Annotated in this window: 24 protein-coding genes and 1 tRNA gene; 18 read left to right on the forward strand and 7 right to left on the reverse strand. The window is 56.4% G+C overall.

Annotated elements, in window-relative coordinates; translation table 11 throughout:
- Positions 1-224 precede the first annotated feature (224 nt).
- Positions 225-743 carry an outer membrane protein gene (locus GOV88_RS13350; protein ID WP_371808242.1) on the forward strand — a complete coding sequence of 173 codons (519 nt, stop codon included), beginning with the start codon at positions 225-227 and terminating at the stop codon, positions 741-743.
- A gap of 6 nt (positions 744-749) precedes the next feature.
- On the opposite strand, the gene GOV88_RS13355 is transcribed toward GOV88_RS13350, so the two are convergent.
- Positions 750-1,937 carry a pyridoxal phosphate-dependent aminotransferase gene (locus GOV88_RS13355; RefSeq protein WP_171240739.1) on the reverse strand — a complete coding sequence of 396 codons (1,188 nt, stop codon included), beginning with the start codon at positions 1,935-1,937 and terminating at the stop codon, positions 750-752.
- Between the two features lie 265 nt (positions 1,938-2,202).
- Between GOV88_RS13355 and cysS the strand changes: the two genes are divergently transcribed.
- Genes cysS through GOV88_RS13370 form a run of 3 tightly spaced genes read left to right on the forward strand, consistent with a single transcriptional unit; the run spans position 2,203 to position 6,013 of the window.
- Positions 2,203-3,600 (forward strand): cysteine--tRNA ligase, encoded by a 1,398-nt coding sequence (cysS, locus tag GOV88_RS13360; RefSeq protein ID WP_171240740.1) that lies wholly within the window; start codon positions 2,203-2,205, stop codon positions 3,598-3,600.
- Positions 3,600-5,234 (forward strand): citramalate synthase, encoded by a 1,635-nt coding sequence (gene cimA / locus GOV88_RS13365; protein ID WP_171240741.1) that lies wholly within the window; start codon positions 3,600-3,602, stop codon positions 5,232-5,234. Before cysS ends, cimA begins: the two co-directional genes overlap by 1 nt.
- The gene (locus GOV88_RS13370; protein ID WP_171240742.1) at positions 5,231-6,013 is read left to right on the forward strand and encodes a squalene/phytoene synthase family protein; all 783 of its coding nucleotides are present in this window, start codon (positions 5,231-5,233) and stop codon (positions 6,011-6,013) included. The genes cimA and GOV88_RS13370 overlap by 4 nt, the downstream gene beginning before the upstream one ends.
- A gap of 3 nt (positions 6,014-6,016) precedes the next feature.
- On the opposite strand, the gene GOV88_RS13375 is transcribed toward GOV88_RS13370, so the two are convergent.
- Positions 6,017-7,243 carry an MFS transporter gene (locus GOV88_RS13375; RefSeq protein WP_171121531.1) on the reverse strand — a complete coding sequence of 409 codons (1,227 nt, stop codon included), beginning with the start codon at positions 7,241-7,243 and terminating at the stop codon, positions 6,017-6,019.
- A 99-nt stretch (positions 7,244-7,342) separates the two neighbouring features.
- Here GOV88_RS13375 and GOV88_RS13380 point away from each other — a divergent pair, with 99 nt between their 5' ends.
- The 4 genes from GOV88_RS13380 to GOV88_RS13395 are packed head-to-tail and all read left to right on the forward strand — an operon-like array spanning position 7,343 to position 9,441.
- Positions 7,343-7,975 (forward strand): DNA-3-methyladenine glycosylase, encoded by a 633-nt coding sequence (locus tag GOV88_RS13380; protein WP_171240743.1) that lies wholly within the window; start codon positions 7,343-7,345, stop codon positions 7,973-7,975.
- Positions 7,972-8,637, forward strand: coding sequence for an alpha/beta hydrolase (locus GOV88_RS13385; RefSeq protein WP_171121529.1), 666 nt, complete (start codon positions 7,972-7,974; stop codon positions 8,635-8,637). Before GOV88_RS13380 ends, GOV88_RS13385 begins: the two co-directional genes overlap by 4 nt.
- Positions 8,638-8,659: 22 nt before the next feature.
- The gene (locus GOV88_RS13390) at positions 8,660-9,136 is read left to right on the forward strand and encodes a GNAT family N-acetyltransferase (RefSeq protein ID WP_171240744.1); all 477 of its coding nucleotides are present in this window, start codon (positions 8,660-8,662) and stop codon (positions 9,134-9,136) included.
- A 2-nt stretch (positions 9,137-9,138) separates the two neighbouring features.
- A complete protein-coding gene (locus GOV88_RS13395; RefSeq protein WP_171121527.1) occupies positions 9,139-9,441 on the forward strand; it encodes a putative quinol monooxygenase in 303 nt (100 codons plus the stop codon).
- A 2-nt stretch (positions 9,442-9,443) separates the two neighbouring features.
- Here GOV88_RS13395 and GOV88_RS13400 read toward each other — a convergent pair whose 3' ends face one another.
- Positions 9,444-9,869, reverse strand: a complete 426-nt coding sequence (locus GOV88_RS13400; RefSeq protein ID WP_171240745.1) for a VOC family protein — start codon at positions 9,867-9,869, stop codon at positions 9,444-9,446.
- A 31-nt stretch (positions 9,870-9,900) separates the two neighbouring features.
- Positions 9,901-10,506, reverse strand: coding sequence for a pseudouridine synthase (locus tag GOV88_RS13405; protein ID WP_171121525.1), 606 nt, complete (start codon positions 10,504-10,506; stop codon positions 9,901-9,903).
- Positions 10,507-10,719: 213 nt separating this feature from the next.
- On the opposite strand from GOV88_RS13405, the gene GOV88_RS13410 reads away from it, so the two are divergent.
- Complete coding sequence (locus GOV88_RS13410) at positions 10,720-11,307, forward strand: HNH endonuclease (RefSeq protein ID WP_171121524.1); 588 nt, start codon at positions 10,720-10,722, stop codon at positions 11,305-11,307.
- Here the strand turns inward: GOV88_RS13410 and GOV88_RS13415 are convergent.
- Both GOV88_RS13415 and GOV88_RS13420 read right to left on the reverse strand, forming a co-directional pair.
- Positions 11,304-11,771 (reverse strand): disulfide bond formation protein B, encoded by a 468-nt coding sequence (locus tag GOV88_RS13415; protein WP_171240746.1) that lies wholly within the window; start codon positions 11,769-11,771, stop codon positions 11,304-11,306. The genes GOV88_RS13410 and GOV88_RS13415 overlap by 4 nt on opposite strands.
- Positions 11,768-12,346, reverse strand: coding sequence for a YqaA family protein (locus GOV88_RS13420; protein ID WP_171121522.1), 579 nt, complete (start codon positions 12,344-12,346; stop codon positions 11,768-11,770). Before GOV88_RS13420 ends, GOV88_RS13415 begins: the two co-directional genes overlap by 4 nt.
- A gap of 145 nt (positions 12,347-12,491) precedes the next feature.
- Here GOV88_RS13420 and GOV88_RS13425 point away from each other — a divergent pair.
- A tRNA-Leu gene (locus tag GOV88_RS13425) sits at positions 12,492-12,577 on the forward strand.
- Between the two features lie 136 nt (positions 12,578-12,713).
- Here GOV88_RS13425 and GOV88_RS13430 read toward each other — a convergent pair.
- Positions 12,714-13,487, reverse strand: a complete 774-nt coding sequence (locus tag GOV88_RS13430) for a bifunctional 2-polyprenyl-6-hydroxyphenol methylase/3-demethylubiquinol 3-O-methyltransferase UbiG (protein ID WP_171240747.1) — start codon at positions 13,485-13,487, stop codon at positions 12,714-12,716.
- A gap of 754 nt (positions 13,488-14,241) precedes the next feature.
- Between GOV88_RS13430 and wecB the strand changes: the two genes are divergently transcribed.
- The 8 genes from wecB to GOV88_RS13470 are packed head-to-tail and all read left to right on the forward strand — an operon-like array spanning position 14,242 to position 23,042.
- Complete coding sequence (gene wecB / locus GOV88_RS13435) at positions 14,242-15,384, forward strand: non-hydrolyzing UDP-N-acetylglucosamine 2-epimerase (RefSeq protein ID WP_171240748.1); 1,143 nt, start codon at positions 14,242-14,244, stop codon at positions 15,382-15,384.
- Positions 15,381-16,226 carry a glycosyltransferase family 2 protein gene (locus GOV88_RS13440; protein WP_171240749.1) on the forward strand — a complete coding sequence of 282 codons (846 nt, stop codon included), beginning with the start codon at positions 15,381-15,383 and terminating at the stop codon, positions 16,224-16,226. The genes wecB and GOV88_RS13440 overlap by 4 nt, the downstream gene beginning before the upstream one ends.
- Positions 16,226-17,452 carry a DegT/DnrJ/EryC1/StrS aminotransferase family protein gene (locus GOV88_RS13445; protein ID WP_171240750.1) on the forward strand — a complete coding sequence of 409 codons (1,227 nt, stop codon included), beginning with the start codon at positions 16,226-16,228 and terminating at the stop codon, positions 17,450-17,452. Before GOV88_RS13440 ends, GOV88_RS13445 begins: the two co-directional genes overlap by 1 nt.
- A 5-nt stretch (positions 17,453-17,457) precedes the next feature.
- The gene (locus GOV88_RS13450; protein WP_171240751.1) at positions 17,458-18,483 is read left to right on the forward strand and encodes a Gfo/Idh/MocA family protein; all 1,026 of its coding nucleotides are present in this window, start codon (positions 17,458-17,460) and stop codon (positions 18,481-18,483) included.
- Positions 18,480-19,100 carry an acyltransferase gene (locus tag GOV88_RS20765; RefSeq protein ID WP_171240752.1) on the forward strand — a complete coding sequence of 207 codons (621 nt, stop codon included), beginning with the start codon at positions 18,480-18,482 and terminating at the stop codon, positions 19,098-19,100. The genes GOV88_RS13450 and GOV88_RS20765 overlap by 4 nt, the downstream gene beginning before the upstream one ends.
- On the forward strand, positions 19,097-20,443 hold the full coding sequence (locus GOV88_RS13460) for an FAD-dependent oxidoreductase (RefSeq protein WP_171240753.1): 1,347 nt from the start codon (positions 19,097-19,099) through the stop codon (positions 20,441-20,443). The genes GOV88_RS20765 and GOV88_RS13460 overlap by 4 nt, the downstream gene beginning before the upstream one ends.
- Positions 20,440-21,453, forward strand: coding sequence for a polysaccharide deacetylase family protein (locus GOV88_RS13465; protein ID WP_171211436.1), 1,014 nt, complete (start codon positions 20,440-20,442; stop codon positions 21,451-21,453). Before GOV88_RS13460 ends, GOV88_RS13465 begins: the two co-directional genes overlap by 4 nt.
- Positions 21,450-23,042 carry a DUF2723 domain-containing protein gene (locus tag GOV88_RS13470; protein WP_171240754.1) on the forward strand — a complete coding sequence of 531 codons (1,593 nt, stop codon included), beginning with the start codon at positions 21,450-21,452 and terminating at the stop codon, positions 23,040-23,042. The genes GOV88_RS13465 and GOV88_RS13470 overlap by 4 nt, the downstream gene beginning before the upstream one ends.
- Positions 23,043-23,059: the final 17 nt, after the last annotated feature.

The following is a 23,059-nucleotide window of genomic DNA, read 5'->3' on the forward strand; positions in this document are numbered from 1 at the left end:
GTTTGCGACTTTGGGGTTCAAAAACGAAATGGATGCTTGGGTGCGGATCAAAGATGCGAAAGAGTTCAATAATTTCTACCGAAACGCGGGAAATCTGTTATACTTCTGTCACTTATTTAAGAGCGGTTCGTGATCTCAATTGATTGTTAACGATTGCGACCCAGTTTTATGCGAAAGTGAACTAAATTCTCGAATTCCTTATTGAAAGGTTTTTGGTGAAAGTTGTGATACCCCGTTCGGCCCTTATCGCCACTCTGATCATAACGTGCGCTGCCCCGGCAGCAGCCGAGGATTGGAGCGGGGCCTATGCCGGGTTCAGCTTTGGGTATGCCGACGCAGATGGGCCCAATGGTTCAAGCGGCAGTGACCTGACTTTTGGTCCTCATGTCGGGTACGATCATGACTTCGGGAACTTCGTACTTGGGGGTGAGCTGGAATATATCCGCTTGTCTCTGAATCTAGGGCAGGGTGAGGGTAGCCTGGACAGCATGACACGTCTGAAATTGCGGGGTGGATACGATTTTGGATCCGCGCTGGGGTATGTCGTGGTCGGAGCCGCGCGCGTGGATTCGACGGTCGATAATGACACCGCCGCTGTCTACGGCATTGGCGTCGCTTATCCGATCGGTGAGAACTTTGTCATCAGTGGCGAGGCGCTGCGCCAGAATTTCGACGATGTCACCCGCTCCGAAGGCGGCCTTGATTCCAACGTGTTCAACCTGCGGACAACGTTTCGGTTTTGAACACCGCTACTCGGCTGCGCGGCGGTCGGCCAGTTCACTTGCAAAGTTACAAATTGTCTGAAGCGCCGAAGCAAAGCGGTCATCGTCAATTGTCATAGCTACGCGAATGTGCCCCGCAGCAGCATCACCGAAACTTTCACCCGGCATGACCGCGATCGCGTGCCTATCCAGCAAGGCATTGGCAAAACCTTCGCCGCTTTGACCGGTGGCGCGGATATCCAGCATCAGGTACATGGCACCTTGCGCCGGAACCAGACCGACCGTGTTTTGTGCCGCAAGAATTTCAACCGCTTTGGCGCGTCGCCTGCGAAATGGCGCGGCGATTTCCTCTTCCATTGCCACGCCTGCCGTCAACGCGAAACTGGCTGCATCCTGTATGAAACCGGGAACGCCATAGGTCGTATGGGTTGCAAGATTGATCAGATGTGAGATGACGTCCTCGGGACCAACAATCCAGCCACAACGGGAGCCTGTCATCGCATGAGATTTTGACATCGACCCCACAATCAACGTCCGTTCGACCATGTCAGGCAAGCTTCGCGGAGAGATATGGTCGCCCTCCCAAACCTGAGTGTCGTAGACCTCGTCCGAGATCAGCCACAGGTCACGCCTGCGGCAAACCTTGGCGATTTCCTCAAGTGTCTGCCGGGAATATGTCACGCCGGTCGGGTTATTGGGCGTATTGATCAGCAATGAGACAGCACCTTCGGCTGCTTCGTCGATCCGCTCGGCGCGGGGTTGAAAGGCATCGTCCGCGGTGGTTTGCACCGGGCGGGCAATTGCGCCTGCGCCACGGATCGTACCGGGATACGTGGCGTAGTATGGATCGAGAAACAACCCGACGTCACCCGGATTGCAGACCGCAACATGGGCGGCAAACAGTGCGGCTTGGCCCCCTGGCGTGATCAGGACATTGCGGCGCAAAGTGGGTACGCCCGTGCGGGCCTGCACACGGGCCGCGACCGTATCACGCAACAAATCTGTGCCAGGGACCATCGCGTATCCGGTGTGACCTTGCCGGGCAGACAGGTCCATTGCCTGCAGGATCGACGGGTCGGTGCGAATGTCATGTTCGCCAATAGTCAGCTCAGTAATTGCGTGGCCCTCACTGATCATCCGGCGCGCACGATAGAACACATCCCAGCCGTCGTTGCCGCCCGGGGTTAGATGAGTGATACGCTGCGACAGTTTCATGGCACGCTCCTGTGGTGGTCTTTTGGGCTGAAAGGGCCAGAGGGCGTTTCAATTGTCAATCGAATACCCGCCGGATCGTGGGGACTTGGCGAGAGTGATGCTGCGTGATAATCAGGGTGTCATGAACCGGATGACCTGCATCATTATTTGCTGCATTTCCTGCTGATTATTCAAGCGGGCCGGTTTCTTTCGTTTTCATCCCTGAGACAAGTTGCTATGCCCGCGCCAACGCGACACAGCCCATGCTGTTCTGAGGAGCCGACCGATGAAGACGATCAAACTGCACAACACACGGACGCGGACGAAAGAGGATTTCGTGCCGATCAGCGCCGACAATGTGCGGATGTATGTCTGTGGTCCCACGGTCTATGACCGTGCCCATCTGGGCAATGCGCGGCCAGTGGTGGTGTTTGATGTGCTGTATCGGTTGCTGCGCCATGTCTATGGCGCGGATCACGTGACCTATGTGCGCAATTTCACTGACGTGGATGACAAGATCAACGCCACGGCCTTGGCGCGGCAAAAAGCAGGTTCGCCAGGCACGTTGGAGCAATTGGTACAAGAACGTTCGGACGAAACGATTGGCTGGTATCTGCACGATATGGGCGCTTTGGGCGCGCTTGAACCGAACGAGATGCCGCGCGCGACCGAGTATATCCCGCAGATGATCGCGATGATCGAAGGGTTGATTGACAAAGGCCACGCTTATGTCGCCGAGGGGCATGTTCTGTTCGCTGTGGATAGCTGGAAAGAGCGTTACGGCGCACTGTCGGGCCGCTCGGTCGATGACATGATCGCGGGGGCGCGGGTCGAGGTTGCGCCCTACAAGAAGAACCCGATGGATTTCGTGCTGTGGAAACCGTCAAGCGATGAACTGCCGGGTTGGGACAGCCCATGGGGGCGCGGGCGTCCGGGATGGCATATTGAGTGCTCGGCTATGAGCTATGAACTGTTGGGTGAAAGTTTCGACATTCATGGCGGTGGCAATGACTTGATGTTCCCGCATCATGAGAACGAGATCGCACAAAGCTGCTGCGCGCACCCCGAGGGCGAGTTCGCTCGGGTTTGGCTGCACAATGAGATGTTGCAGGTTGAGGGTAAGAAAATGTCCAAATCTCTGGGCAATTTCTTCACCGTTCATGATCTTTTGGATCAGGGCGTGCCGGGTGAGGTGATCCGGTTTGTGTTCTTACAGACGCATTACCGCAAGCCGATGGACTGGACCGAGAAGAAGGCGCGCGAGGCCGAAGCGACGCTGCGCAAATGGCGGGCGCTGACAGCTGGCATCGAGCCCGCCGCCAGCGCGGCCCCCTCGGTGATCGCGGCGCTGAGTGATGACCTCAACACGGCGGGGGCTCTTACGGAACTGCACCGTTTGGCATCTGATGGTGATGCCGCCGGACTGTTGGCCAGTTCACGGGTTCTGGGGTTGTTGGAGCCTGAGATGGGTGATTGGGCCGATACGGGCTCGGCAGATCTTTCGGGCCATGCGGCGCGTCTGGCCGATGCGCGAGTCGAAGCGATGCAAAGCAAGGACTTCTCGGAAGTGGACCGGCTCAAGGCGGCCTATGTCGCGGCAGGGCTCGAAGTGCGGATGAGCAAGGACGGTGTGGATCTTGTACCCGGCGCGGGCTTCGATGCGACCAAGTTGGAGGGTGTGTGATGTCGAAGGAACGGCTTTATCTCTACGACACCACACTGCGCGACGGGCAGCAGACGCAGGGGGTGCAGTTCTCGACCTCTGAAAAGGTGCAGATCGCCAAGGCTCTGGACGAGTTGGGTGTGGACTATATCGAAGGCGGCTGGCCCGGTGCGAACCCCACCGACAGCGCGTTCTTTGAGGTTGCGCCACAGACCTCGGCCCGGTTGACGGCGTTTGGGATGACCAAACGATCGGGCCGGTCGGCCGAGAATGACGATGTGCTGGCCGCTGTGATGAATGCGGGCACGCAAGCCGTCTGTCTGGTGGGCAAGTCGCATGACTACCACGTGACCCACGCGCTTGGGACCACGCTGGAGGAGAATGTCGAGAATGTCCGAGCCTCGGTCGCGCATATTGTGGCACGGGGGCGCGAGGCGTTGTTCGATGCTGAGCATTTCTTTGATGGCTATAAGGACAATCCCGGCTATGCGGTTCATGTCTGCCGGGCCGCGTTGGAGGCAGGCGCCCGTTGGGTCGTGCTTTGTGACACGAACGGCGGCGCGCTGCCTGCCGAGGTTTCACGCATTGTGGCCGAGGTGATCGCCGCAGGGCTGCCGGGCGACCGGTTGGGCATCCACACCCACAACGATACGGAAAACGCGGTAGCCTGTTCGCTGGCCGCCGTGGATGCAGGCGCACGCCAGGTACAAGGCACGCTGAACGGGCTGGGAGAGCGGTGCGGCAATGCGAACCTGACCGCCTTGATCCCGACCTTGTTGCTGAAAGAACCCTATGCCTCGCAGTTTGAAATCGGCGTCAGTGCGCAAGCGCTGGCCGGTCTGACGCGGATCAGCCGGATGCTGGATGATATTCTGAACCGGGTGCCCAGCAAGCAGTCGGCCTATGTGGGGGCTTCGGCTTTTGCGCATAAGGCGGGGCTGCACGCCAGCGCGATCCTCAAGGATCCATCGACCTATGAGCATGTGGATCCGGGTGCGGTTGGTAATGCGCGGATCATTCCGATGTCCAATCAGGCGGGGCAATCGAACCTGCGAAAACGCCTGACCGAGGCAGGTTTGTCGGTGGATAAAGGCGACCCGGCATTGGGGCGTATCCTTGATCGGATCAAGCAGCGCGAGGCTGAGGGCTATTCCTACGACACTGCTCAGGCGAGCTTCGAATTGCTGGCGCGGGTCGAACTGGGGCAATTGCCAGCGTTCTTTGAGGTCAAGCGATACAAGGTCACGGTCGAGCGGCGCAAGAACAAGTACAACAAGATGGTCAGCCTGTCCGAGGCCGTGGTCGTGGTGAAGGTCGACGGCGAAAAGAAGCTGTCGGTTAGCGAGTCTTTGGACGAGGATGGCAGCGATCGCGGCCCGGTGAACGCGCTGGCCAAAGCGCTGGCGAAGGATCTGGGGCAATATTCGCAGGTGCTGGCGGATATGCGGTTGGTGGACTTTAAGGTGCGCATTACGCAAGGCGGGACCGAGGCTGTCACCCGCGTCATCATCGACAGCGAAGACGGGCAGGGGCGGCGCTGGTCGACCGTGGGCGTCAGCGCGAACATAGTCGATGCCTCGTTCGAGGCGCTTTTGGATGCGATTCAGTGGAAACTGGTTCGCGATTGCGGACCGCAGACGGCGGTGGCCGAGTGAGCGTTGCCTTCGACGATGACGTAAAGGCCTGTGCCGCACTGGTGCATCGCGCCGACCCGGATCGGTTTATGGCGGCAATGGCTGCCCCCGTCACAGCACGGGCGGTTCTGTTTCCGATCTATGCGTTGAATGTCGAAGTCGCCCGCGCACCATGGGTCACGCAGGAACCCATGATTGCCGAAATGCGCCTTCAATGGTGGCGTGACGCTTTGCAGGAGATTGCCGAGGGGCAGGCGGTACGCAGGCATGAGGTCGTGACGCCTTTGTCCCGTATTCTGTCGCCGCATTTGGCGGCTCAGTTGGATGAGTATGTGGCCGTAAGGCGTTGGGATATCTACCGTGATCCGTTTGAGGATCAGGCGCATTTTGAGTCCTATTTCAACCATAGCGCCGGAACTTTGATTGTCGCGTCCGCGCAGGCGTTGGGCGAGGCGGACGAACAGGTTCTGCGCAATTTCGGTTATGCAGTGGGTGTCGCGAACTGGTTGCGGGCGATCCCCGAGCTTGAGGCGCGCGGGCGTGTTCCCCTGTTGGATGGAACACCGGACGGGGTGCAGCAATTGGCAAAATCGGCACTGGATCGACTTCACGCCGCCCGCGCTCAGCGATCTGCTGTCTCAAACGAAGCGCGTCCGGCCCTGTACGCCGGTTGGCAGGCAGAATGGGTGTTGCGGCAGGCGATTGCGCAACCAGATCGCGTCGCCGCTAGTGCGCTGGCGCAAGGTGAAATCCGGCGTAGGCTGTCACTGATGTGGAACGTCGCCCGGGGGCGCTGGTAACGGTCAAGCCGTTTCCGGTTCAGTCGGGCGCAGGACCAGCCACAGCAACGCGCCCCCAGCCAAAGTCAACAGCGGGATCATGGCAAGGTTGACGGCAGTCCACCCCTCAACCGGGGACCCGCCCGAACAGTTCATCAACCCGCCCGAGGACAAAGAGGCTAACGTCACACCGCCGAACACCAACAGGTCGTTCAGGCCCTGCATCCGACCGCGTTCATTTACGTCGTGTGAGGCGGCCAGCATCGTGGTTGCCCCGATAAAGCCGAAATTCCAGCCGACACCCAGCAAGATCAGGGCAATAAAGAAGTTTTCAAGTTCAACGCCTTGCAAGGCCACGATACCCGCACCGCCCAGAATGGCGAGGCCAAGCGCAACGATCTTTTCGACCCCGAAACGTGCGATCAACTGGCCGGTGAAGAAACTGGGAATATACATGGCCAACACGTGACCGGTTACCACATCCGCCGCATCATTCGCCGAGTATCCGCAGCCTACGACAGCCAGCGGGGTCGAAGTCATGACAAGGTTCATCAGCGCGTAGGACACCATCGCACAGATGACGGCCACGGCGATGCGCGGCGTCTTTAGCATCTCAAGCCGGGTTCTGCCCCTTGGTGTGCCTTTCTCGGCCATGTTGGGGGTTGGGGTGTCCAGAAAGAAGAACAGACCTGAACCAACAACGTTCAAAGCAATCACAGCCAGATAAGTACCGAGAAATGGGATGACATATGCCGTCGAGGTAAGCTTGACGATCTGAGGCCCGATGATTGCTGCAACCAGACCGCCTGCCATAACGTAAGAAATTGCCTTGGGGCGAAACTCATCCGAGGCCGTGTCTGCAGCGGCAAAGCGATAGAAGCCGTGCGCGCTCATGTAGATGCCGGTCAGAAGGCTTCCAAAAAGAAACACTGGGAAAGACCCAAGGTACAGCCCATACGCGCCGACAAGCCCGCCTAGGGCACCGGCCGTTGCCCCCAAAAGAAAACCCGCGCGCCGGCCCCAGCGTTGCATGATCGCGGAGATTGGCGTAGCCGCCAGCATTGACCCCAGCACGATCAACGAAATCGGAAGTGTTGCCAGGCAAGCGTTGGTTGCCAGAGACTGCCCCGCCAATCCAGCGACGATAAAGATAATCGGCAGTTGCGCGCCAAGCACGGCTTGCACCGCGACCAGCACAGCGACGTTGCGCTTGGCCACACTATCATTTGGGGAAGAGGCGGTCATTGTCATGTGCCTATGCGTATCCGTGAAAAGCGTGGCATACAAGCGGGTTGCATATACGGCAAAGCAGCCTAACGTGCTCGTGATTATTCAGCCCCCGGAGCGCACATGTCCGTCGGACGTATCATCGAAACCAATGACTGTGTCAGCGAGGGTGCCGTGTGGCTGGCCAGCGCTTGCCCGCGTATGGCTTACGCGTTGAATCAGGTGGGGCCGTTGCCTCTGCGTCGGCGACCGGACGGATTCGCTCAACTGCTTAGCGCGATTGTCAGTCAGCAGGTCAGCGTGGCCTCGGCCAATGCGATCTGGAAACGCTTGCAGGATGCGAAACTAACCGGCCCGCGCAAGATAATGTGGGCCACGGATGACGATCTGCGCGCCGTCGGATTGAGCCGACAGAAAATACGCTATGCCCGCGCGCTGGCGGAGGCACGTATAGATTACAAAGCGTTGAGGGATGCCCCAATCGACGAAGTGGTCGCGATCCTTACCGAGGTTTCGGGCATTGGCGTCTGGACCGCCGAGATCTACGCGATGTTTTCGCTGGGCCGAGCGGATGTGATCGCGCCCGGTGATCTGGCCCTGCAAGAGGCCGCGCGTATTCTCTATGACCTGCCCAAGCGTCCAACCGACAAAGAACTGAGACAAATGGCCGAGGCGTGGTCGCCTTGGCGGTCGGTTGCGGCGCGGGTGCTGTGGGCCTATTACCGGGTGGCAAAGGAACGAGAAGGGATCAGATGACTCGAGTATTAAATGCGCTCCGAAAAGAGCCGGTTTCGGGCGACACGCGCTCGGTCGTGGTATTTGTGCATGGTTATGGGGCCAATGGCGCAGACCTGCTGGGGATCGCGGATGTACTGGGCGAACACCTGCCCGACACGCTTTTCGTGGCGCCTGATGCACCGGAACAAATCCCGGGAATGCCGAATGGTTACCAGTGGTTCCCGATCCCGTGGATTGACGGATCGTCCGAGGAAGAAGCACGGCGCGGAATGGCGATGGCGGTTGAGGATTTCAACGCGTTTCTCGATGCGCTGATGGTGGACGAGGACGTTCTGCCCGAACAGGTGGTTCTGTTTGGGTTTTCGCAAGGCACGATGATGAGCTTGTATGTCGCCCCCCGCCGCGAAGACCCGGTGGCCGGGATCGTAGCCTTCTCGGGCCGTTTGCTGGAGCCAGACCTACTACCCGATGAAACCGTCAGCCGGATGCCGATCCTTCTGGTACATGGAGATGCGGATGACGTGGTTCCACCGCAATCCTTGCCCGAGGCGGCCGAGGCGTTGCAGGCCGCCGATTTCAAAGAGGTTTTTGCCCATGTCATGAAAGGCACTGGCCACGGTATCGCGCCCGACGGCCTCAGCGTTGCGCTGGCCTTTATGCGCGACAAGCTGAGCCTCTGACCCCGTGATTGCGGTCCGTCCGATGATGCGAGAGGACGTGGCAGTTGCCTGCCATGTCCTCAACCAAATCATAGACATCGGCGGCACGACCGCACATGAAATCCCGTATTCCGAGGCCTTATTCACGCAAAGCTACTTTGATGGGCCGGACAAGATCTGTTGCCATGTCGCGCTTGATGAACAGGGCGAAGTCGCCGGCTTTCAATGGTTGGGTTTGAACGAAGCTCTGCCCAACGGATGCGCTGACATCGCCACATTCACGCGCCGAGAGCCTCTGTTGAAGGGTGCAGGGCGGGCGTTGTTTGCCGAGACTTCGAAACATGCCGGGGCGCTCGGGCTGCGGGCGATCAACGCGACGATAAGGGCCGATAACCGGCAGGGGCTAAGCTATTACGAAAAAATGGGGTTTCAGGATTACTCGGTCTCTTATGGTGTTCCTCTTAGGGACGGTACCCCGGTGGATCGGATTTCCAAACGGTTTGAATTGAGAAAGGGCTAAGAATGCTGGTTGTCACAGGAACGGTCGAAGTTGCGCCGGAAGGTGTTGAAAAGGCTGAGAAAGCGGCTTTGGAAATGGTGGCGGAAACGGTCAAGGAAGCAGGCTGCATCACCTATGAGTTCAGTCAGGTCCTAGGCCACACCAACCGGTTCCGCGTGTATGAGGAATGGGAAAGCCAAGCTGCACTCGAGGCGCACTTTGCCGCTCCGCATATGGCCGCGTTTCGGGCGGCATTGGGCGAAGCAGGGGTGACGTCTAGCGATATCTGCCGCATCGTCGGGGGCGAAAAGCAACCCCTTCGCTAAGTCTAGCCCCAAAGGTGAGGTTCGGCGAATTCCACCGAGTTTCCAGCCGGGTCACGGATATAGAGTGAGCGCGCGCCATTCGGCCAGTCGAACTCGGCCTCAATGGGTACATTCCAGTCCAGCAGATGTTTGCGCATCACTTGTATCTGCGCGCGTGGCATGGACAGGCAGACATGCCCGGGCCCGCGTGCCCCGTGGGGCGGAACAGGAAGGTCCAGGTTCGTTGGGGCCTTTTCAGTTTCATCCGGATTGAAGATCAGCAAAACCGTTGCACCGAGGCGGTAGAAAACATGGCGGTCGGTGACACGTTGAATTTTCTCCAGCCCCAATATTTCGCCATAGAACCGTTCTGCTGAATCCAGATCATCGACGTAAAGTGCGGCCTCCAGAACACCTTGTGCTCTTGGTATGTCTGGTGTGACTTTCATGGCGTAAGTCTATCACAAAACGCGGTTTTTGTCACCGGCGCGGGCGGCGGTCCCGTTTGCGCTGAGGCGCGACATCGATTGCAGGTGCAGGCAGGCTGTCCCATTGGCCCGGTTCCAGCCCGTCAAGTGTCCAGTCTCCGATGCGGGCCCGGATTAGGCGCAGGGTTGGGTGGCCAACCGCGGCCGTCATCCGGCGGACCTGCCGGTTCTTACCCTCGCGCAGGGTCAATTCGATCCAGCAATCAGGCACTGTCTGACGAACCCGTATCGGAGGTGTGCGCGGCCACAGCCGGTCGGGTTCATCCATCAGGCGTGCCTTTGCAGGGCGGGTCAAACCGTCCTTCAGTTCGACCCCGTTCCTCAGCGCCTTCAGCGCGGAAGCATCGGGCAGACCTTCAACCTGAACCCAATAGGTTTTTAGCATCTTGTGCTGCGGGTCAGATATCTGCGCCTGCAACCGGCCATTGTCGGTCAGCAGCATCAACCCTTCGCTATCGCGATCCAATCGTCCGGCGGGATAAACGCCGGGTAAATCAATGAAGTCAGACAAGGTGCTGCGCGGCGAATCTGCATTGGCGCGATCGGTGAACTGCGGCAACACGTCGAAAGGTTTGTTGAAGCGGATGAACCAGGACATAGGTCACGCCATAGCCCGAGCGACACAGGCAACGCAACCTGTGGATAACTGTCACGTGCCTGTTACTTAGGCAGCTTACCCCATGCCCGAGATATTGTGGAAACTCAGGGCTTGTCAGAGTTTTAACACGATATATAGTTGAGTTAAGGCCGGGGCGGGTGTTCCCCGCTCTGATGTCAAAACGGGCAGAGCAGAGCGAGGAGCGATTCTGATATGGATGGAGACTTCAGAACCGAATTTGTCAGGGAACCCGGTGCGCTAAAGCATCATCCGGCATTGGTTTTGAACGCCGATTACCGCCCCTTGTCCTATTACCCACTGTCATTGTGGCCCTGGCAGGAGGCGATCAAGGCGGCCTGGCTTGACCGGGTGGACATCGTCGCAGAATATGACGAAGTCGTGCGAAGCCCGAGTACCGAGATACGAATACCCTCGGTCGTTGTCCTCAAAGATTATGTAAAACCCAGAAAGCGCGTGGCCTTCACGCGCTTTAATTTATTTCTGAGGGATGAGTTCCGTTGCCAATACTGCGGCGCACGCGGAGACCTGACGTTTGACCACGTCGTCCCCCGCGCGGCAGGTGGCGTGACAAGCTGGCAAAACGTTGTGGCAGCGTGCAGCCCCTGCAACTTGAAGAAGGGGTCAAAATCGTTGCGTCAGGCCGGGATGGCGTTGCGCAAGCCCCCACGTCAACCGGACGCCGAGGCGCTTCGGAATATCGGTCGGAAATTCCCGCCAAACCACCTGCACGATAGCTGGATTGATTTTCTGTACTGGGATGCAGAATTGGATGAGTTTTAATCGCTGGCGCGTCGCACTGCGAGCCAGATCATAACCAGCACAGCCGAGATAGCCGCATTCCAGCCGGCCATGGATAAACCCAGAAACTCCCACGGGATGTCGTCACAGCGTACCAATGGGGCAGACATGATCTGGTCCATCAGTTCTTGTGTGGACAGGCCTCCAATGTCTCCTGAAGTGCAGCTTGACGGGCCTTCCCACCATTTCTGCTCTACGCCTGCGTGAAAAACGCCAATGGCGGCGGTTGTCATCGCTGCAAGAGCGCCCAATACCGGAAGCAACGTGTTACGGGGCAGGACTAGCGCCAATACACCAATCAAAACGGCCGCCCCATGCGGGTATCGCTGCCAGATGCACATCTTGCAGGGCGGCAGTCCACCCAAATACTGAAAACCCCAGGCCCCAAGTAAAAGCGCAGCAGAGCCTCCGGCGGCGATCAGGACATAAAGGTTTCGACGCGTCATAGGTACTTCACCGCAATAAACCCGCCAAACAGCAGGATGATAAACAGCGTGAACATGAGGCCAAGGCGCTTTTCGATAAAGGCGCGAATGGGTTCCCCGAATCCCCATAGCAGCCCTGCCACAACGTAAAAGCGCAAAGCACGCGCCAGAATAGACGTCGCGACGAAGGTGCCCAAGGGCATACCGGTCCACCCGGACATGATCGTAATGACCTTGTAGGGAAACGGAGTCACTCCCGCGCCGAGAACGGCCCAGAATCCGAAATCGTTGAATCGCGTGTTGAATTCCTCCATGGCGTGCGCCTTGCCCATGGATTCCAGAATGGGCTGTCCAATGCTTTCATAGAAAAACGCACCAATGGCATAACCCAGCAATCCGCCCAATACCGAAGCAACCAAGGCAACGGTCGCGATCAACCATGCGCGCGACGGTCGGGCGATGATCATTGGAATCATCAGTACGTCGGGGGGAATCGGAAAAAACGAGCTTTCGATAAAGGCAACCACGGCCAGCGCCCACAGCGCGTGCGGATGTTCGGCCAGACGAATGGTCCAGTCATAAAGCGATCGCAACATTAGGTGCTAAAATCCTGTTGGTTTGATGTTCAAGCAAAATCACGGGCCAGATGTGTCGTCAACCTACCGGAGGAAAACAATCTGGCGTTGGGGTGTTTTTTGCCTCTGGACGTTCCGGTTCTTGGGCGATAATTCAGTGTCCGTGGCCCAAGTGGCGGAATGGTAGACGCAGGGGATTCAAAATCCCCCGCCTTCACGGGCGTGAGAGTTCGAGTCTCTCCTTGGGCACCACAATTCCGATTTCGACGTTTGTGAATTTGTTGCGCAATGCGGCAGCCATATTTTTGGCGCTTCGAGGCAAGCGATTTCCGCCGATGCGTTTGGTCCGTCCGTCCAGTCGGCTGTCTACTTGGTGGTTTCGTGCACGTTACCCGCGGCGATACAGCCTCCATTCAAGATCAAATGACGGATAGCGGATTTTCGCGTCAGGATGCAGCATTCGTAGGGGCTTAACAGGCATCTTGCTGCCCAGAAGATGTTCCAGCAACGACGCGGCGTGTCCAGCGGATATGTATTTCTTTGGTTTGCCGCTATCAATCACCGAAAAAGAATGGCGCCGCATCAACGTATCAAGCCCGGATCGCGTAAACCAATGCAGGACGCTTGGGGGTGAATACTCGTGCCAGCGCTTGCCCATCAGCCGGGCCATCCAACTGTCCAGACGCCAGTATTCGATCACGCAAATACCGCCTGGCCGCGTCAAATCCGCGACCGATTTCATGGCCTTGGGCAGGTCGTGAAAGTGGCCGATAACCTGTATCAAACTGACGGCATCGAAAGGTTCCAGTCCTTTGCAGTCTTCAAGGCTTCCCTGCAGCGCGTTCAGACCCAGCGTGTCCCGAGCGTGCGAAACCATCGTCTGGTTGGGGTCCAGGCCTGTCGTCGCCCAGCCTGCATCCTCCATCCCGGCTTGAAGAAAGCCTGCGGCACTACCAACCTCAAGAAGCCGCCCATTTTTTGAATGGCGGGACAGGAGTTCTCCGTACCGTCGGCCTTGGTCTCGCAACAACTGAGCCTCACTCAGGTAATCGGAATACCCAGCGCCACCACCAAAAAAATAGCTATCGTCATAAACTGATGCAACGTGGTCCTGATCAAACAAGCCTGCAACCGAGCGGTTTCCGCAGGCCGGGCATTGCATAATCGAGTGTCCGTTTTTGGCGAATGCAAATTCGGTTCTATTTTCACAGGCCGGGCAAATTGAGCTTTTGCCTGTTTTTAATTCACGTGCATGTTTCACTCGGCAAATCCCGCCGCAATTGTTCAAATCGGTCTTCAACATGTCGCAAATCTGTGCGCGATCGTCAAAATTAAAGGCGTATGGATTGAATGATCGCCAATTAAATTGACATCAAGTCGCACTTAATTCGGGCGCGTTGACGGCTGATTGAAAGTCAGATCTTTGTGACGGTTGACGGGATAAATTGGGCGTCAATATTTCCAAAATAGCCATAATTGTTTCTCTTTCGTGGACACTTTTTTTGTCGTTCAGTTTCCCTTTCGCTTTGCCCTAAATTGTTAAAAAGACTGGATGCTCGGGGGCGAATTCAGGCCGTTTTAAACGAATCGGTTGACAATTCTGCATCCCATAACGGACTTTGAATGTGGGGGCAGGCAATTTTTGCGAGTAAAAATCTCGCGACTATTCATAGCAGAGCAGTACGAAAAGTATTGTGACTTGGGCAGAGTTTTACGCCCGAGGTAATGATGAATAGTGGGGTGTTTGGTTTGTGTGAATTTGGTTATTTGTGCGCTCGAATGGGCGCAGTTTTCGGCGCTGTTTAAGCGTTATGGGGAACCCTCATTCGGAAAATAGGTCTGAACAAAAGGTGTTTGGAAAAGCACCTTTGGGTCGGCGTTCGGGCAGACAATCACGTCGTGCGGCGTTGAAAGTCATGTTGGTTTTTGGAACGCGCCCGGAATTAATCAAGATGCTGCCGATTATTCGCGAAGCGGGTGAGCGTGAAGATGTTGAGCTGATTACAGTGATGACGTCCCAGCACACTGACCTTGTGCGGTCTCTGGCTAAAGAATGGGCAATCCCCGTTGATTACGACCTTGAAGTCATGAAGCACGCGCAGTCATTGAATGACGTGATTTCTCGGGTTGTTGGACGGATTGATCGCGTTCTGGAGGAAGAGAGGCCAGATGTGGTTCTTGTTCAGGGCGATACCTCAAGCGCGTTTGGCAGTGCTTTGGCTGCGTGGCAGCGCCAGATACCTGTTGGTCATGTCGAGGCTGGACTGCGGACTGCGAGTATCGATTCTCCGTTCCCCGAAGAGGCGAACAGGAGGCTGATTTCCCGCATAGCCAGTTTTCATTTCGCACCAACCCTAAGCAATAAAAACGCGTTGCTGGCCGAGAAGGTACCGGCGCCGGGGGTTTTCCTGACTGGCAATACGGTGGTGGACTCGATCAGGCATGTAATGGGGCAAAGGCGTCCCTCCAAGCCTGTTGCGTCGTTGATATCCAGCCTTAAGGGGCGTCGAATTATTGTGTTGACGACGCATAGAAGAGAGAGCTTTGGGTCCGTTATGTGCGATCGCCTTAAGGTCTTGCGCCGCTATGTCGAAGAACGGCCGGATATCAGCCTCGTGTTCCCGGTCCACCCCAATCCGCAGGTCAAGAATGTAGCGCGCGCCGAGTTATCCGGGTCCGATCAGATTCACTTGGTTGAGCCTTTGGCCTATCCGGATTTCCTGCACGTGCTGGCGGCCTCGTGGGTTATTCTGTCAGATTCAGGAGGCATTCAGGAAGAGGCACCAAGCCTCGGGAAGCCGCTGCTGATTTTGCGTGAAGAAACCGAACGTTCGGAAGCCGTGAGCTGTGGGATCGCGCGGCTTGTCGGTCAATCGGCGCAACGCTTGCAGGAAGAACTTCTGGAGCTTGATTGCCCCAAAAGTTGGGCCACAAAGGTCGGAGAGGTTGAAAACCCATTTGGCCGGGGAAACAGCGCAGCCAGGATATTGGACATCCTGCAAAAAAGGCAGACGGTGGCGCGTGCCGTTGAATTGGCTGCTGCGGGGACGGTGCAATGACGCGTTTGTCCGATCCCACTCCGGCGGCCAATCCGCGCGCACAAAGTGGGGCGGATACCTTCCTTGATCACCAGTCCTTGACCGTGGTCGCACCGTGTTTCAACGAGGAAGAGGGGCTGCACTATTTGGCAGAGAAGCTTGCCAAATTGCAGACGAACCTTGGTTCGCAAGTGGTTCTGTCGATCGTTCTGGTCGATGACGGAAGCACTGACAACACGTGGGATGTCATGCACGACCTGTTCGGGCGTTCGCCGAACGTTACCTGCCTGCGTCATAAGGAAAATCTTGGTATCATGGCGGCGACGGCAACCGGGATAGCGGCATCGACAGACGAGGCGGTCGCGGTCATCGACAGCGATTGTTCTTACGATCCGGCGCTTATTTCCAAGATGCTGCCCTTGCTGAAAGAAGACACGTCGATCGTGACGGCATCGCCGTACCATCCGCAGGGACAAGTGGAAGGTGTACCAGAATGGCGTCTGTTTTTGTCCAAGGGCGCGTCTTGGGGTTATCGGCAGTTGCTTCGGAACAATCTGGCTACGTACACGTCGTGCTTTCGCCTGTATCGGAAAAGCTCGGTTGTATCTTTACCCCGCCGGCATGACGGGTTTTCCGGTGTGGCCGAGGTTCTTGCTTTGCTGGACCGCCGTGGGTGGCGCATTGACGAGGTTCCGGCCGTTTTGACAACACGCAAATACGGGCAGTCCAAGCTGAAGCTGATGCGGGTGGTTCGCGATCACCTGTCCTTGATGTCCAGTATCGCAGTCGGAAAGATTTTTTTTAACCGTATCCCCCCGCAGGAAGTTTCTGCGGGCCCTCAAGTTCGTGGAGAAAGAGATTAATGACGAGTACATCTGTTCCCGATTTCCCTTCAGATCAGGATGCTAGCGGTCGCCAGTTGGGTGAAGAAGAAATCGTGGCACTGACGTCCGCAATTCGCTCTGGTACGCTTACGTCGACCAAAGGTCATTTCGTAAAAGAGTTTCAGTCCAAATTCGCCCAATCCATCGGGGCTGTGTTCGGGTATGCCTGCAGTTCGGGTACAGGGGCGATCCATGCCGCGGTTTCAGCAATTGACCCAAGTCCCGGCGACGAGATCATCACCTCGGCGATCACCGATATGGGTGCCATAACCCCGATCTTGTACCAGACCGCCATACCTGTTTTTGCGGATGTCGATCCGATCACGGGAAACCTGACGGCGGAAACGATTGAGCGCGCGATTAGTGACCGCACGAAAGCCATCATCGTCACGCACCTTTTTGGGTATCCCGCAGACATGCGGGCGATTTGCGCTGTTGCCCGTCAGCATGGAATTTCAGTGATTGAAGACTGTGCGCAAGCGTATGGCGCAACCATAGACGGTCGTCATGTCGGGACATTTGGCGACATCGGGTGCTTTAGCCTTCAGCAAGGTAAACACATCACGACCGGCGAAGGTGGAATTGTAACGTCCAACGACGAAGGTCTTGCTCGGCGCATACGGTTGTTTATCGACAAGGCGTGGGGTTACGGAGATCCAAAGCCGGATCATTACTTTGTCGCGCTGAACGGGCGGATGACCGAACTTCAAGGCGCGGTGGCGCTTGCTCAGTTCGCCAAGCTTGATGACAGCGTACACCAGAGAAAAGCGATGGCCCAAAAGCTGACGGACGCGATATCTGGCCTGCCTATGCTGGTGGCTCCGTATTCGGATGACCAAACTGTTCACAGCTATTGGAAATATCCGCTGATCGTTCAGCCCGAAATTGGCGGCCCCGTTCGTGTTGCCGAGGCGTTACGCGGATTTGGCATCAACTCGGCTCCACGATACATCCAGAAGCCTGCGTTTGAGTGCGCTGTGATCCGTGATCAACAGACGTTCGGAGACAGCGGCTTTCCCTTTAACCTTGCCCGGCCCGAAGCTGTTGACTATGCGCCCGAGCGATTTGAGGGAACCTATTCTTTCCTGAACGATGTTCTCGTTCTGCCGTGGAACGAGCGTTACACCGACGAGCACGTCGATTACTTGGCACAACAGATTGCCGCTGTGTGTTCTGACGTGCCGCATCTGGACGTGGCGGAGTAAAGCTGATGGTACGATTTGGTATTGTTGGGGCTGGCGCCATTGCAAAAGCGTATGCCGAAGCACTGCAGCAGGCCGAAGGCGTCTGCCTGGCTGCCGTTGCAGATACGGTATTTGATGCCGCAAGTTCGTTGGCCGATGACCACGGCGCTGCGACGTTTGCGTCGCATCGGGAATTGGCGTTGTCAGGGCTGTGTGACGCGGTGATCGTATCCACACCGCCCGCGACCCATGAAGCTGTGGTTTTGGATCTGATTGAGGCGGGTTTACCCGTGCTCTGCGAAAAACCTTTTGCGATTAACGGTGTAAGTGCGCGCAGAATGGCGTCGGCGGCTGGTGAGAAAGGTATTCTGATCTCGATGGCGTCAAAGTTCCGCTATGTGGATGATGTTCAGATCGCGCGGGAAAAGGTGGCTGCGGGAGAGATTGGCGAACTCAAACTGATCGAGAACGTCTTTACGGGCGTGGTGGACATGACCGACCGGTGGAACGCGCAGCCTGATATATCTGGCGGTGGCGTCTTGGTGGATAATGGCACGCATTGCGTGGATATAGTCCGCTTCTTCACGGGCGGTATTGTCGCCGCCTCTGCCATGGTGGGCCCAAGTCTTCAGGATATCAGCGTTGAAGACCACGTCTTCATGTCGCTCAGGACGGCAAACGGGGCTCTGGCGCAGATCGAAACGTCTTGGAGTATCCACAAGGACAGTTCGGACTACTTGGCGTTGTACGGCGACGAAGGCGTCATTGAAGTCGGTTGGAAGTCCTCGCGCATACGGCGTCCTTTGACCGGACAGTGGGAAACCTTTGGCGCCGGTTATGGAAAGGTGCAGGCATTCTCCAATCAGGTCTTGGATTTTGCAGCCGGAGTTCGCGGAGAACCAACCAAAAGCCTTGCGACAGGGCGGGATATTCTGGCGTCAGTGGACGTGATATCCGCCGGTTACACATCGATTGCAGAAGGCGGCAGATGGGTTGATGTTGACGGCGTTGCCACCATCGGCAGGGTCATGCCCAAGAGTGTGGTGTCGTGACGCCCAGGATTCACCCAACGGCGATCGTCGAGAAGGGCGTAGAAATCGGCGCCGGCACATCGGTATGGGACAACGCTCATCTGCGCGGTCCCAGTAAGATCGGCAGCAACTGCATTATTGGTGGCAAAAGCTATATCGCGTACGGGGTCGAAATCGGCGATTTCGTAAAGATAAACTCGTTTGTCTACATTCCGAATGCCGTCAGGGTCGGGAATGGCGTGATGATTTCTGCGGGCACTATTTTTACCAATGACATCACACCGCGTGCCACTGACCCCGACATCACACAGCTTTTGGATTCCGGTCCGCAGGATAGTACGCTCCCGACCTTTGTTGGGGACGGTGTCACCATCGGAGCGGGCAGCAGAATCTCTGGCGGGATAACAATTGCTGAGTTCGCAATGGTAGGAATGGGATCGGTTGTCACCAAAGACGTGGGCGCGTTCCATCTGGTATTTGGTAACCCGGCCCGGCTGAAGGGGGCTGTCTGCAAATGCGGCCACGTTTTGGTCCGTGGAAGCCTTGAAGGGCAGGGAAGGGTGACCTGCCCAAAGTGCGACCGGCAATACAGTTATCAAGACGGGGTCGTTTCGTCCGAGTTGGAAAGCGTGTCATGACTGTTGGGCAGGCGGATACGTGGGCGGTCCTTGGCGGGGGGATTTTGGGTCAGGCACTGGCGCTTCGGTTGCAGAAAGCCGGTAAGCGCGTGACCCTAATTGAAGCCGCGCCAGAGTTGGGCGGTCTTGCAATGGCGCAGCAGGTCGGAGGTATCACCTACGACAAGTTCTATCACGTGATTTTGCCGTTTGATAAACGAACTCTCGCTCTGCTCGACGACATAGGGTTGGGGGACGACGTTGAATGGAGGTCAACGCGAACAGGTTTTTTCAGCGACGGACGGCTGATGCCGCTGAACGGGGCACTCGACTATCTGCGCCTCAGATCAATTGGTTTGGTGACCAAGATGCGGGTTGCCTATCTGTTGATGGCGGCTGGACGGATCAGGGATGGGGCTCCGCTTGAGCAGATCAGTGTTCAGGAGTGGTTAACCCGCTGGTGTGGACAGGCTGGGTTTGAACGGCTCTGGCGGCCGCTACTCAGGGCAAAGTTGGGTGATAATGCATCGCGGGCATCGGCGGCGTTCATTTGGTCAAGCATACGCCGTTTGTACCTTGCGCGGCAGGGTGTTCAAAAAGTTGAACAGCTTGGTTTTGTAAAGAATGGTGGCTATGCCCGTATCCTGAACGCCCTTCGCGATACGTTGACCGCAAGAGGGATCGAGGTGCAAACCAACACCCCCGTAAGCCGGGTTTTTGGTTCCGCCGCAGGTGTTTGCGTCGAAACCCCATCCGGCAGGCAGGTATTCCAAAATGTTGTCTCGACACTTCCGACAAAAGCAAATCTGGCAGTGTGCGAGGGGCTGGATGCCGACGAGAAAAACCGTCTGGATGGGGTGGTTTACCAGGGCATAATCTGCGCGTCTGTTGTACTGGATCGACCGCTGGCCGGTTATTATCTGACCTACCTGACAGACGAGGCGCTGCCTTTCACGGGCATCGTTGAAATGTCTGCTTTGACGGGCACCGATGCGTTTGACGGCAAAACCCTGGTCTATTTACCACGTTACGTCACGCAGGATGATCCGTATTGGGCCCTAAGCGATGAAGGGATCGCGCTGCAATTTATCGACGCGCTGCGAAAGGTGCATCCGGACGTCGCAAGCACCAATGTTCTGGACATAAAAGTATCAAGAGTACGCGAGGTGATGGCCGTGCCAACCATTGGGTATCGTGAGAACGCTCCGCAATCGGTGACTTCGGTGCCTGGCCTTTACTTTGTGAACTCGGCCCAGATCATTGACGGGACGTTGAACGTCGATGCGACACTGGGCGTTTTGGACGAGGCCATGGCGAAACTCGAACTGGGTCGCACCAAAGCCGAGGCGAGGCCAGCAGCATGACAAAGAAGCTCGCAAGCCTGTCGCTCGATCTTGATAACCTGTGGTCCTACATGAAAACGCATGGCGATCCGGGATGGCAGGATTTTCCCGGATATTTGGACGTTGTCGTGCCGCGGTTTCTGGACATGCTTGACGAGCTTTCCATAAGCATGACGGTTTTCATTGTCGGGCAGGATGCGGTGATCAAGGAAAACAAACCGATCCTAAAATCCATCGCCGATGCCGGTCACGAGATCGCCAATCACTCATTCAACCATGAACCTTGGTTGCACCTTTATTCCCCCGAGGAGATCGGTAAGGAAATCGAACGCGCGGAAGAGGCGATCCACTCTGCTACAGGCGTTACGCCCAAGGGGTTCCGGGGTCCGGGTTACAGTTTGTCAGAAACCGTTTTGGACGTACTGAAACAACGTGGGTATGACTATGACTGCTCGACCTTTCCCACGATCGTCGGCCCTCTGGCGCGGGCTTATTATTTTGCCAAGTCGCGCTTGTCATCAGATCAAAAGGAAAGGCGAAAAGTCCTGTTCGGCGGGATAAAGGATGGCTTTCGACCCTTAAAACCCTATGCATGGGACCTGAACCGAGAGCGGATAGTCGAAATCCCAGTTTCGACTATGCCGTTTGCTCGAATACCGTTCCATTACAGTTATTTGCACTGGATCGCAGGCGCGTCCGAGGGGCTGGCTTCGGCCTATTACGCATCCGCTTTACGAGCTTGTGATGTGGCCGGTGTAGCCCCTTCGATGTTACTGCATCCGCTGGACTTCATGGGGGGGGATGACGTGCAGCAGTTGGCTTTTTTCCCCGGTATGAACCAACCCTCTACTGAAAAGCTTGCCCGCATGAAGCGCTTCTTGTCCAAACTGAACGCCGAGTATGACGTCACGACGATGGCTGGGCACGCGAAGACTCTTAATAGCACCGAGCTGCCTTTGCGAAGACCGGATTTCGCCGTCGAAGACACGGATGCCGTCGATTTGGCCCAAGAAACGAGCGCCACCCGATGATTGCGGCACGGCAAACCCAATCCTTTCAGGCGCTGCTGAGAGTCAGCGTGTTCTGCATTCTCACTGTTTCCTATCTGGTGACTGCGCCTGAGTATCATACGACAGCAATCGACTCGTATTATTTCGCCGAGATTATCTCGCAACATGACCTTTTCGAGGCGCCAGTCCGGCTGTTGTTGTGGCTGTCTTCGATGCAGTTGCTTTACCGGATAGTTTCAATTTTTCAGGCCGAGCCCGATCCGTTTTTGATCCTGAGTATCGCCAACGCGATATTTGCTTCGCTTTCAGTCATCTTGCTTGAACGGTTGTTATCGCGACAATTCGCTGTGCCTTCACCTGCGTCTTGGCTTACTGCCGCTACATTCGGGGTCAGTTACGGCACATGGCGATACGCAACCGAGCTTGAGGTTTATCCCTCAGCGATGTTGTTCACGATAGTTCTGCTTACCTTGGCCTTCTCTTCGGCGGGGATGGTGCCCTCTGCGCGGTCAAAACGGATCTGGATCACTGCGATAGCGGGTGCAGTTGCTTCGTTTTTCTATCAGCCGTTGGGCATCGTCGCAGGCATAGCAATCCCGGTATTCTTCCTGTCCCGGCGGGTCATGAAAGACCTTATTCAATACTGTGCAATCTACGGTCTGTTCTTGGCGGCGGGGTTCCTAAGCTTGGCACGCACCGGGGGATCCAGCGATCCGTTGCACACAATTTTAGATACGGACGGCAAAGTTGTTGTGCTGCCCGACATGGTCAGCCTTTCCGCTTCGGCGGTGGCGTTCTTTCAAAACCTGTTGTCGGCGAATTGGATGTTTGCGTTCCCACCAACACGGGATGTCATCGAAAGCAAGTTTGCGGACCATTTCATGCACGAGTTGGTCGCCACTGACCCGGCCTATTGGGGTTACCGCCTATTCCTTCTTACGATTCCGGCAGCATTGGTTTTGTTGCTGCTTGCAGTCGTTCGCGTTCTTAAGGCGCGTGAAAGACGCCCGCTGACCAGCCCTGAACTAAGTGCGATTTCGCTTTTGACCGTGCAGGCGCTTATGGTGCTGGGATTGCACCCCGAAGGTTTCGAAGCGTGGTTGCCAACGCTTGTGCCTGTATTTTTATTGTTGGGAAGTCGTATTTCCGGACCTCTGCAACGCTCTGGGCATGTGTCGGTACTTGTTTTAATTGTCGCGGTCTTTGGAGTTCATAACTGGTTTGCAGGCGTTGGAGTGTTTGCCAATGCAACGCGGGACTACAATCGCATACTGGCCGAACCCGCCATTACCCGCCTTGGCGAGAAGGACTTGGTTATCATTGGGGCCGACTGGCCGTTGTTTAAATATCTAAATTATGTAGGCGCCGCCGATACGATTTTTGCCAAGGACACACAGACCGACGTCATACTTAGTCGGCTGGAGGGTACCATGGATAGTGGTCATCAGGTCATGATCTACCCAGACGTCATTGCACCCTCTGCCTTGGCTCTGAAGCAAGCCAGTAATCTGACGGAAGTTTACTCAAAAATGCCCAAGCAAGCGATTGCCAATGGCGAGAAGATTGAGTTCGGTGACCTTGGATACGGTTTGCTTTTGAGGAAAGAGTAAAAATTGAAACTGCTGGA

The organism is Ruegeria sp. HKCCA5491 (assembly GCF_013034565.1).
GTDB lineage: Bacteria > Pseudomonadota > Alphaproteobacteria > Rhodobacterales > Rhodobacteraceae > Ruegeria.

What these genes read in the sequence shown, in the direction of transcription:
- GOV88_RS13375 (WP_171121531.1), bottom strand. Translation starts at nt 7,243, where the DNA reads ATGACAATGACCGCCTCTTCCCCAAATGATAGTGTGGCCAAGCGCAAC.
- GOV88_RS13420 (WP_171121522.1), bottom strand. Translation starts at nt 12,346, where the DNA reads ATGTTGCGATCGCTTTATGACTGGACCATTCGTCTGGCCGAACATCCG.
- GOV88_RS13390 (WP_171240744.1), top strand. Translation starts at nt 8,660, where the DNA reads ATGATGCGAGAGGACGTGGCAGTTGCCTGCCATGTCCTCAACCAAATC.
- GOV88_RS13400 (WP_171240745.1), bottom strand. Translation starts at nt 9,869, where the DNA reads ATGAAAGTCACACCAGACATACCAAGAGCACAAGGTGTTCTGGAGGCC.
- cysS (WP_171240740.1), top strand. Translation starts at nt 2,203, where the DNA reads ATGAAGACGATCAAACTGCACAACACACGGACGCGGACGAAAGAGGAT.
- GOV88_RS13385 (WP_171121529.1), top strand. Translation starts at nt 7,972, where the DNA reads ATGACTCGAGTATTAAATGCGCTCCGAAAAGAGCCGGTTTCGGGCGAC.
- GOV88_RS13465 (WP_171211436.1), top strand. Translation starts at nt 20,440, where the DNA reads ATGACAAAGAAGCTCGCAAGCCTGTCGCTCGATCTTGATAACCTGTGG.
- cimA (WP_171240741.1), top strand. Translation starts at nt 3,600, where the DNA reads ATGTCGAAGGAACGGCTTTATCTCTACGACACCACACTGCGCGACGGG.
- GOV88_RS13430 (WP_171240747.1), bottom strand. Translation starts at nt 13,487, where the DNA reads ATGCAATGCCCGGCCTGCGGAAACCGCTCGGTTGCAGGCTTGTTTGAT.
- GOV88_RS13460 (WP_171240753.1), top strand. Translation starts at nt 19,097, where the DNA reads ATGACTGTTGGGCAGGCGGATACGTGGGCGGTCCTTGGCGGGGGGATT.
- GOV88_RS13450 (WP_171240751.1), top strand. Translation starts at nt 17,458, where the DNA reads ATGGTACGATTTGGTATTGTTGGGGCTGGCGCCATTGCAAAAGCGTAT.
- GOV88_RS13395 (WP_171121527.1), top strand. Translation starts at nt 9,139, where the DNA reads ATGCTGGTTGTCACAGGAACGGTCGAAGTTGCGCCGGAAGGTGTTGAA.
- GOV88_RS13380 (WP_171240743.1), top strand. Translation starts at nt 7,343, where the DNA reads ATGTCCGTCGGACGTATCATCGAAACCAATGACTGTGTCAGCGAGGGT.
- GOV88_RS13415 (WP_171240746.1), bottom strand. Translation starts at nt 11,771, where the DNA reads ATGACGCGTCGAAACCTTTATGTCCTGATCGCCGCCGGAGGCTCTGCT.
- GOV88_RS13440 (WP_171240749.1), top strand. Translation starts at nt 15,381, where the DNA reads ATGACGCGTTTGTCCGATCCCACTCCGGCGGCCAATCCGCGCGCACAA.
- wecB (WP_171240748.1), top strand. Translation starts at nt 14,242, where the DNA reads ATGTTGGTTTTTGGAACGCGCCCGGAATTAATCAAGATGCTGCCGATT.
- GOV88_RS13470 (WP_171240754.1), top strand. Translation starts at nt 21,450, where the DNA reads ATGATTGCGGCACGGCAAACCCAATCCTTTCAGGCGCTGCTGAGAGTC.
- GOV88_RS13410 (WP_171121524.1), top strand. Translation starts at nt 10,720, where the DNA reads ATGGATGGAGACTTCAGAACCGAATTTGTCAGGGAACCCGGTGCGCTA.
- GOV88_RS13445 (WP_171240750.1), top strand. Translation starts at nt 16,226, where the DNA reads ATGACGAGTACATCTGTTCCCGATTTCCCTTCAGATCAGGATGCTAGC.
- GOV88_RS13355 (WP_171240739.1), bottom strand. Translation starts at nt 1,937, where the DNA reads ATGAAACTGTCGCAGCGTATCACTCATCTAACCCCGGGCGGCAACGAC.
- GOV88_RS13405 (WP_171121525.1), bottom strand. Translation starts at nt 10,506, where the DNA reads ATGTCCTGGTTCATCCGCTTCAACAAACCTTTCGACGTGTTGCCGCAG.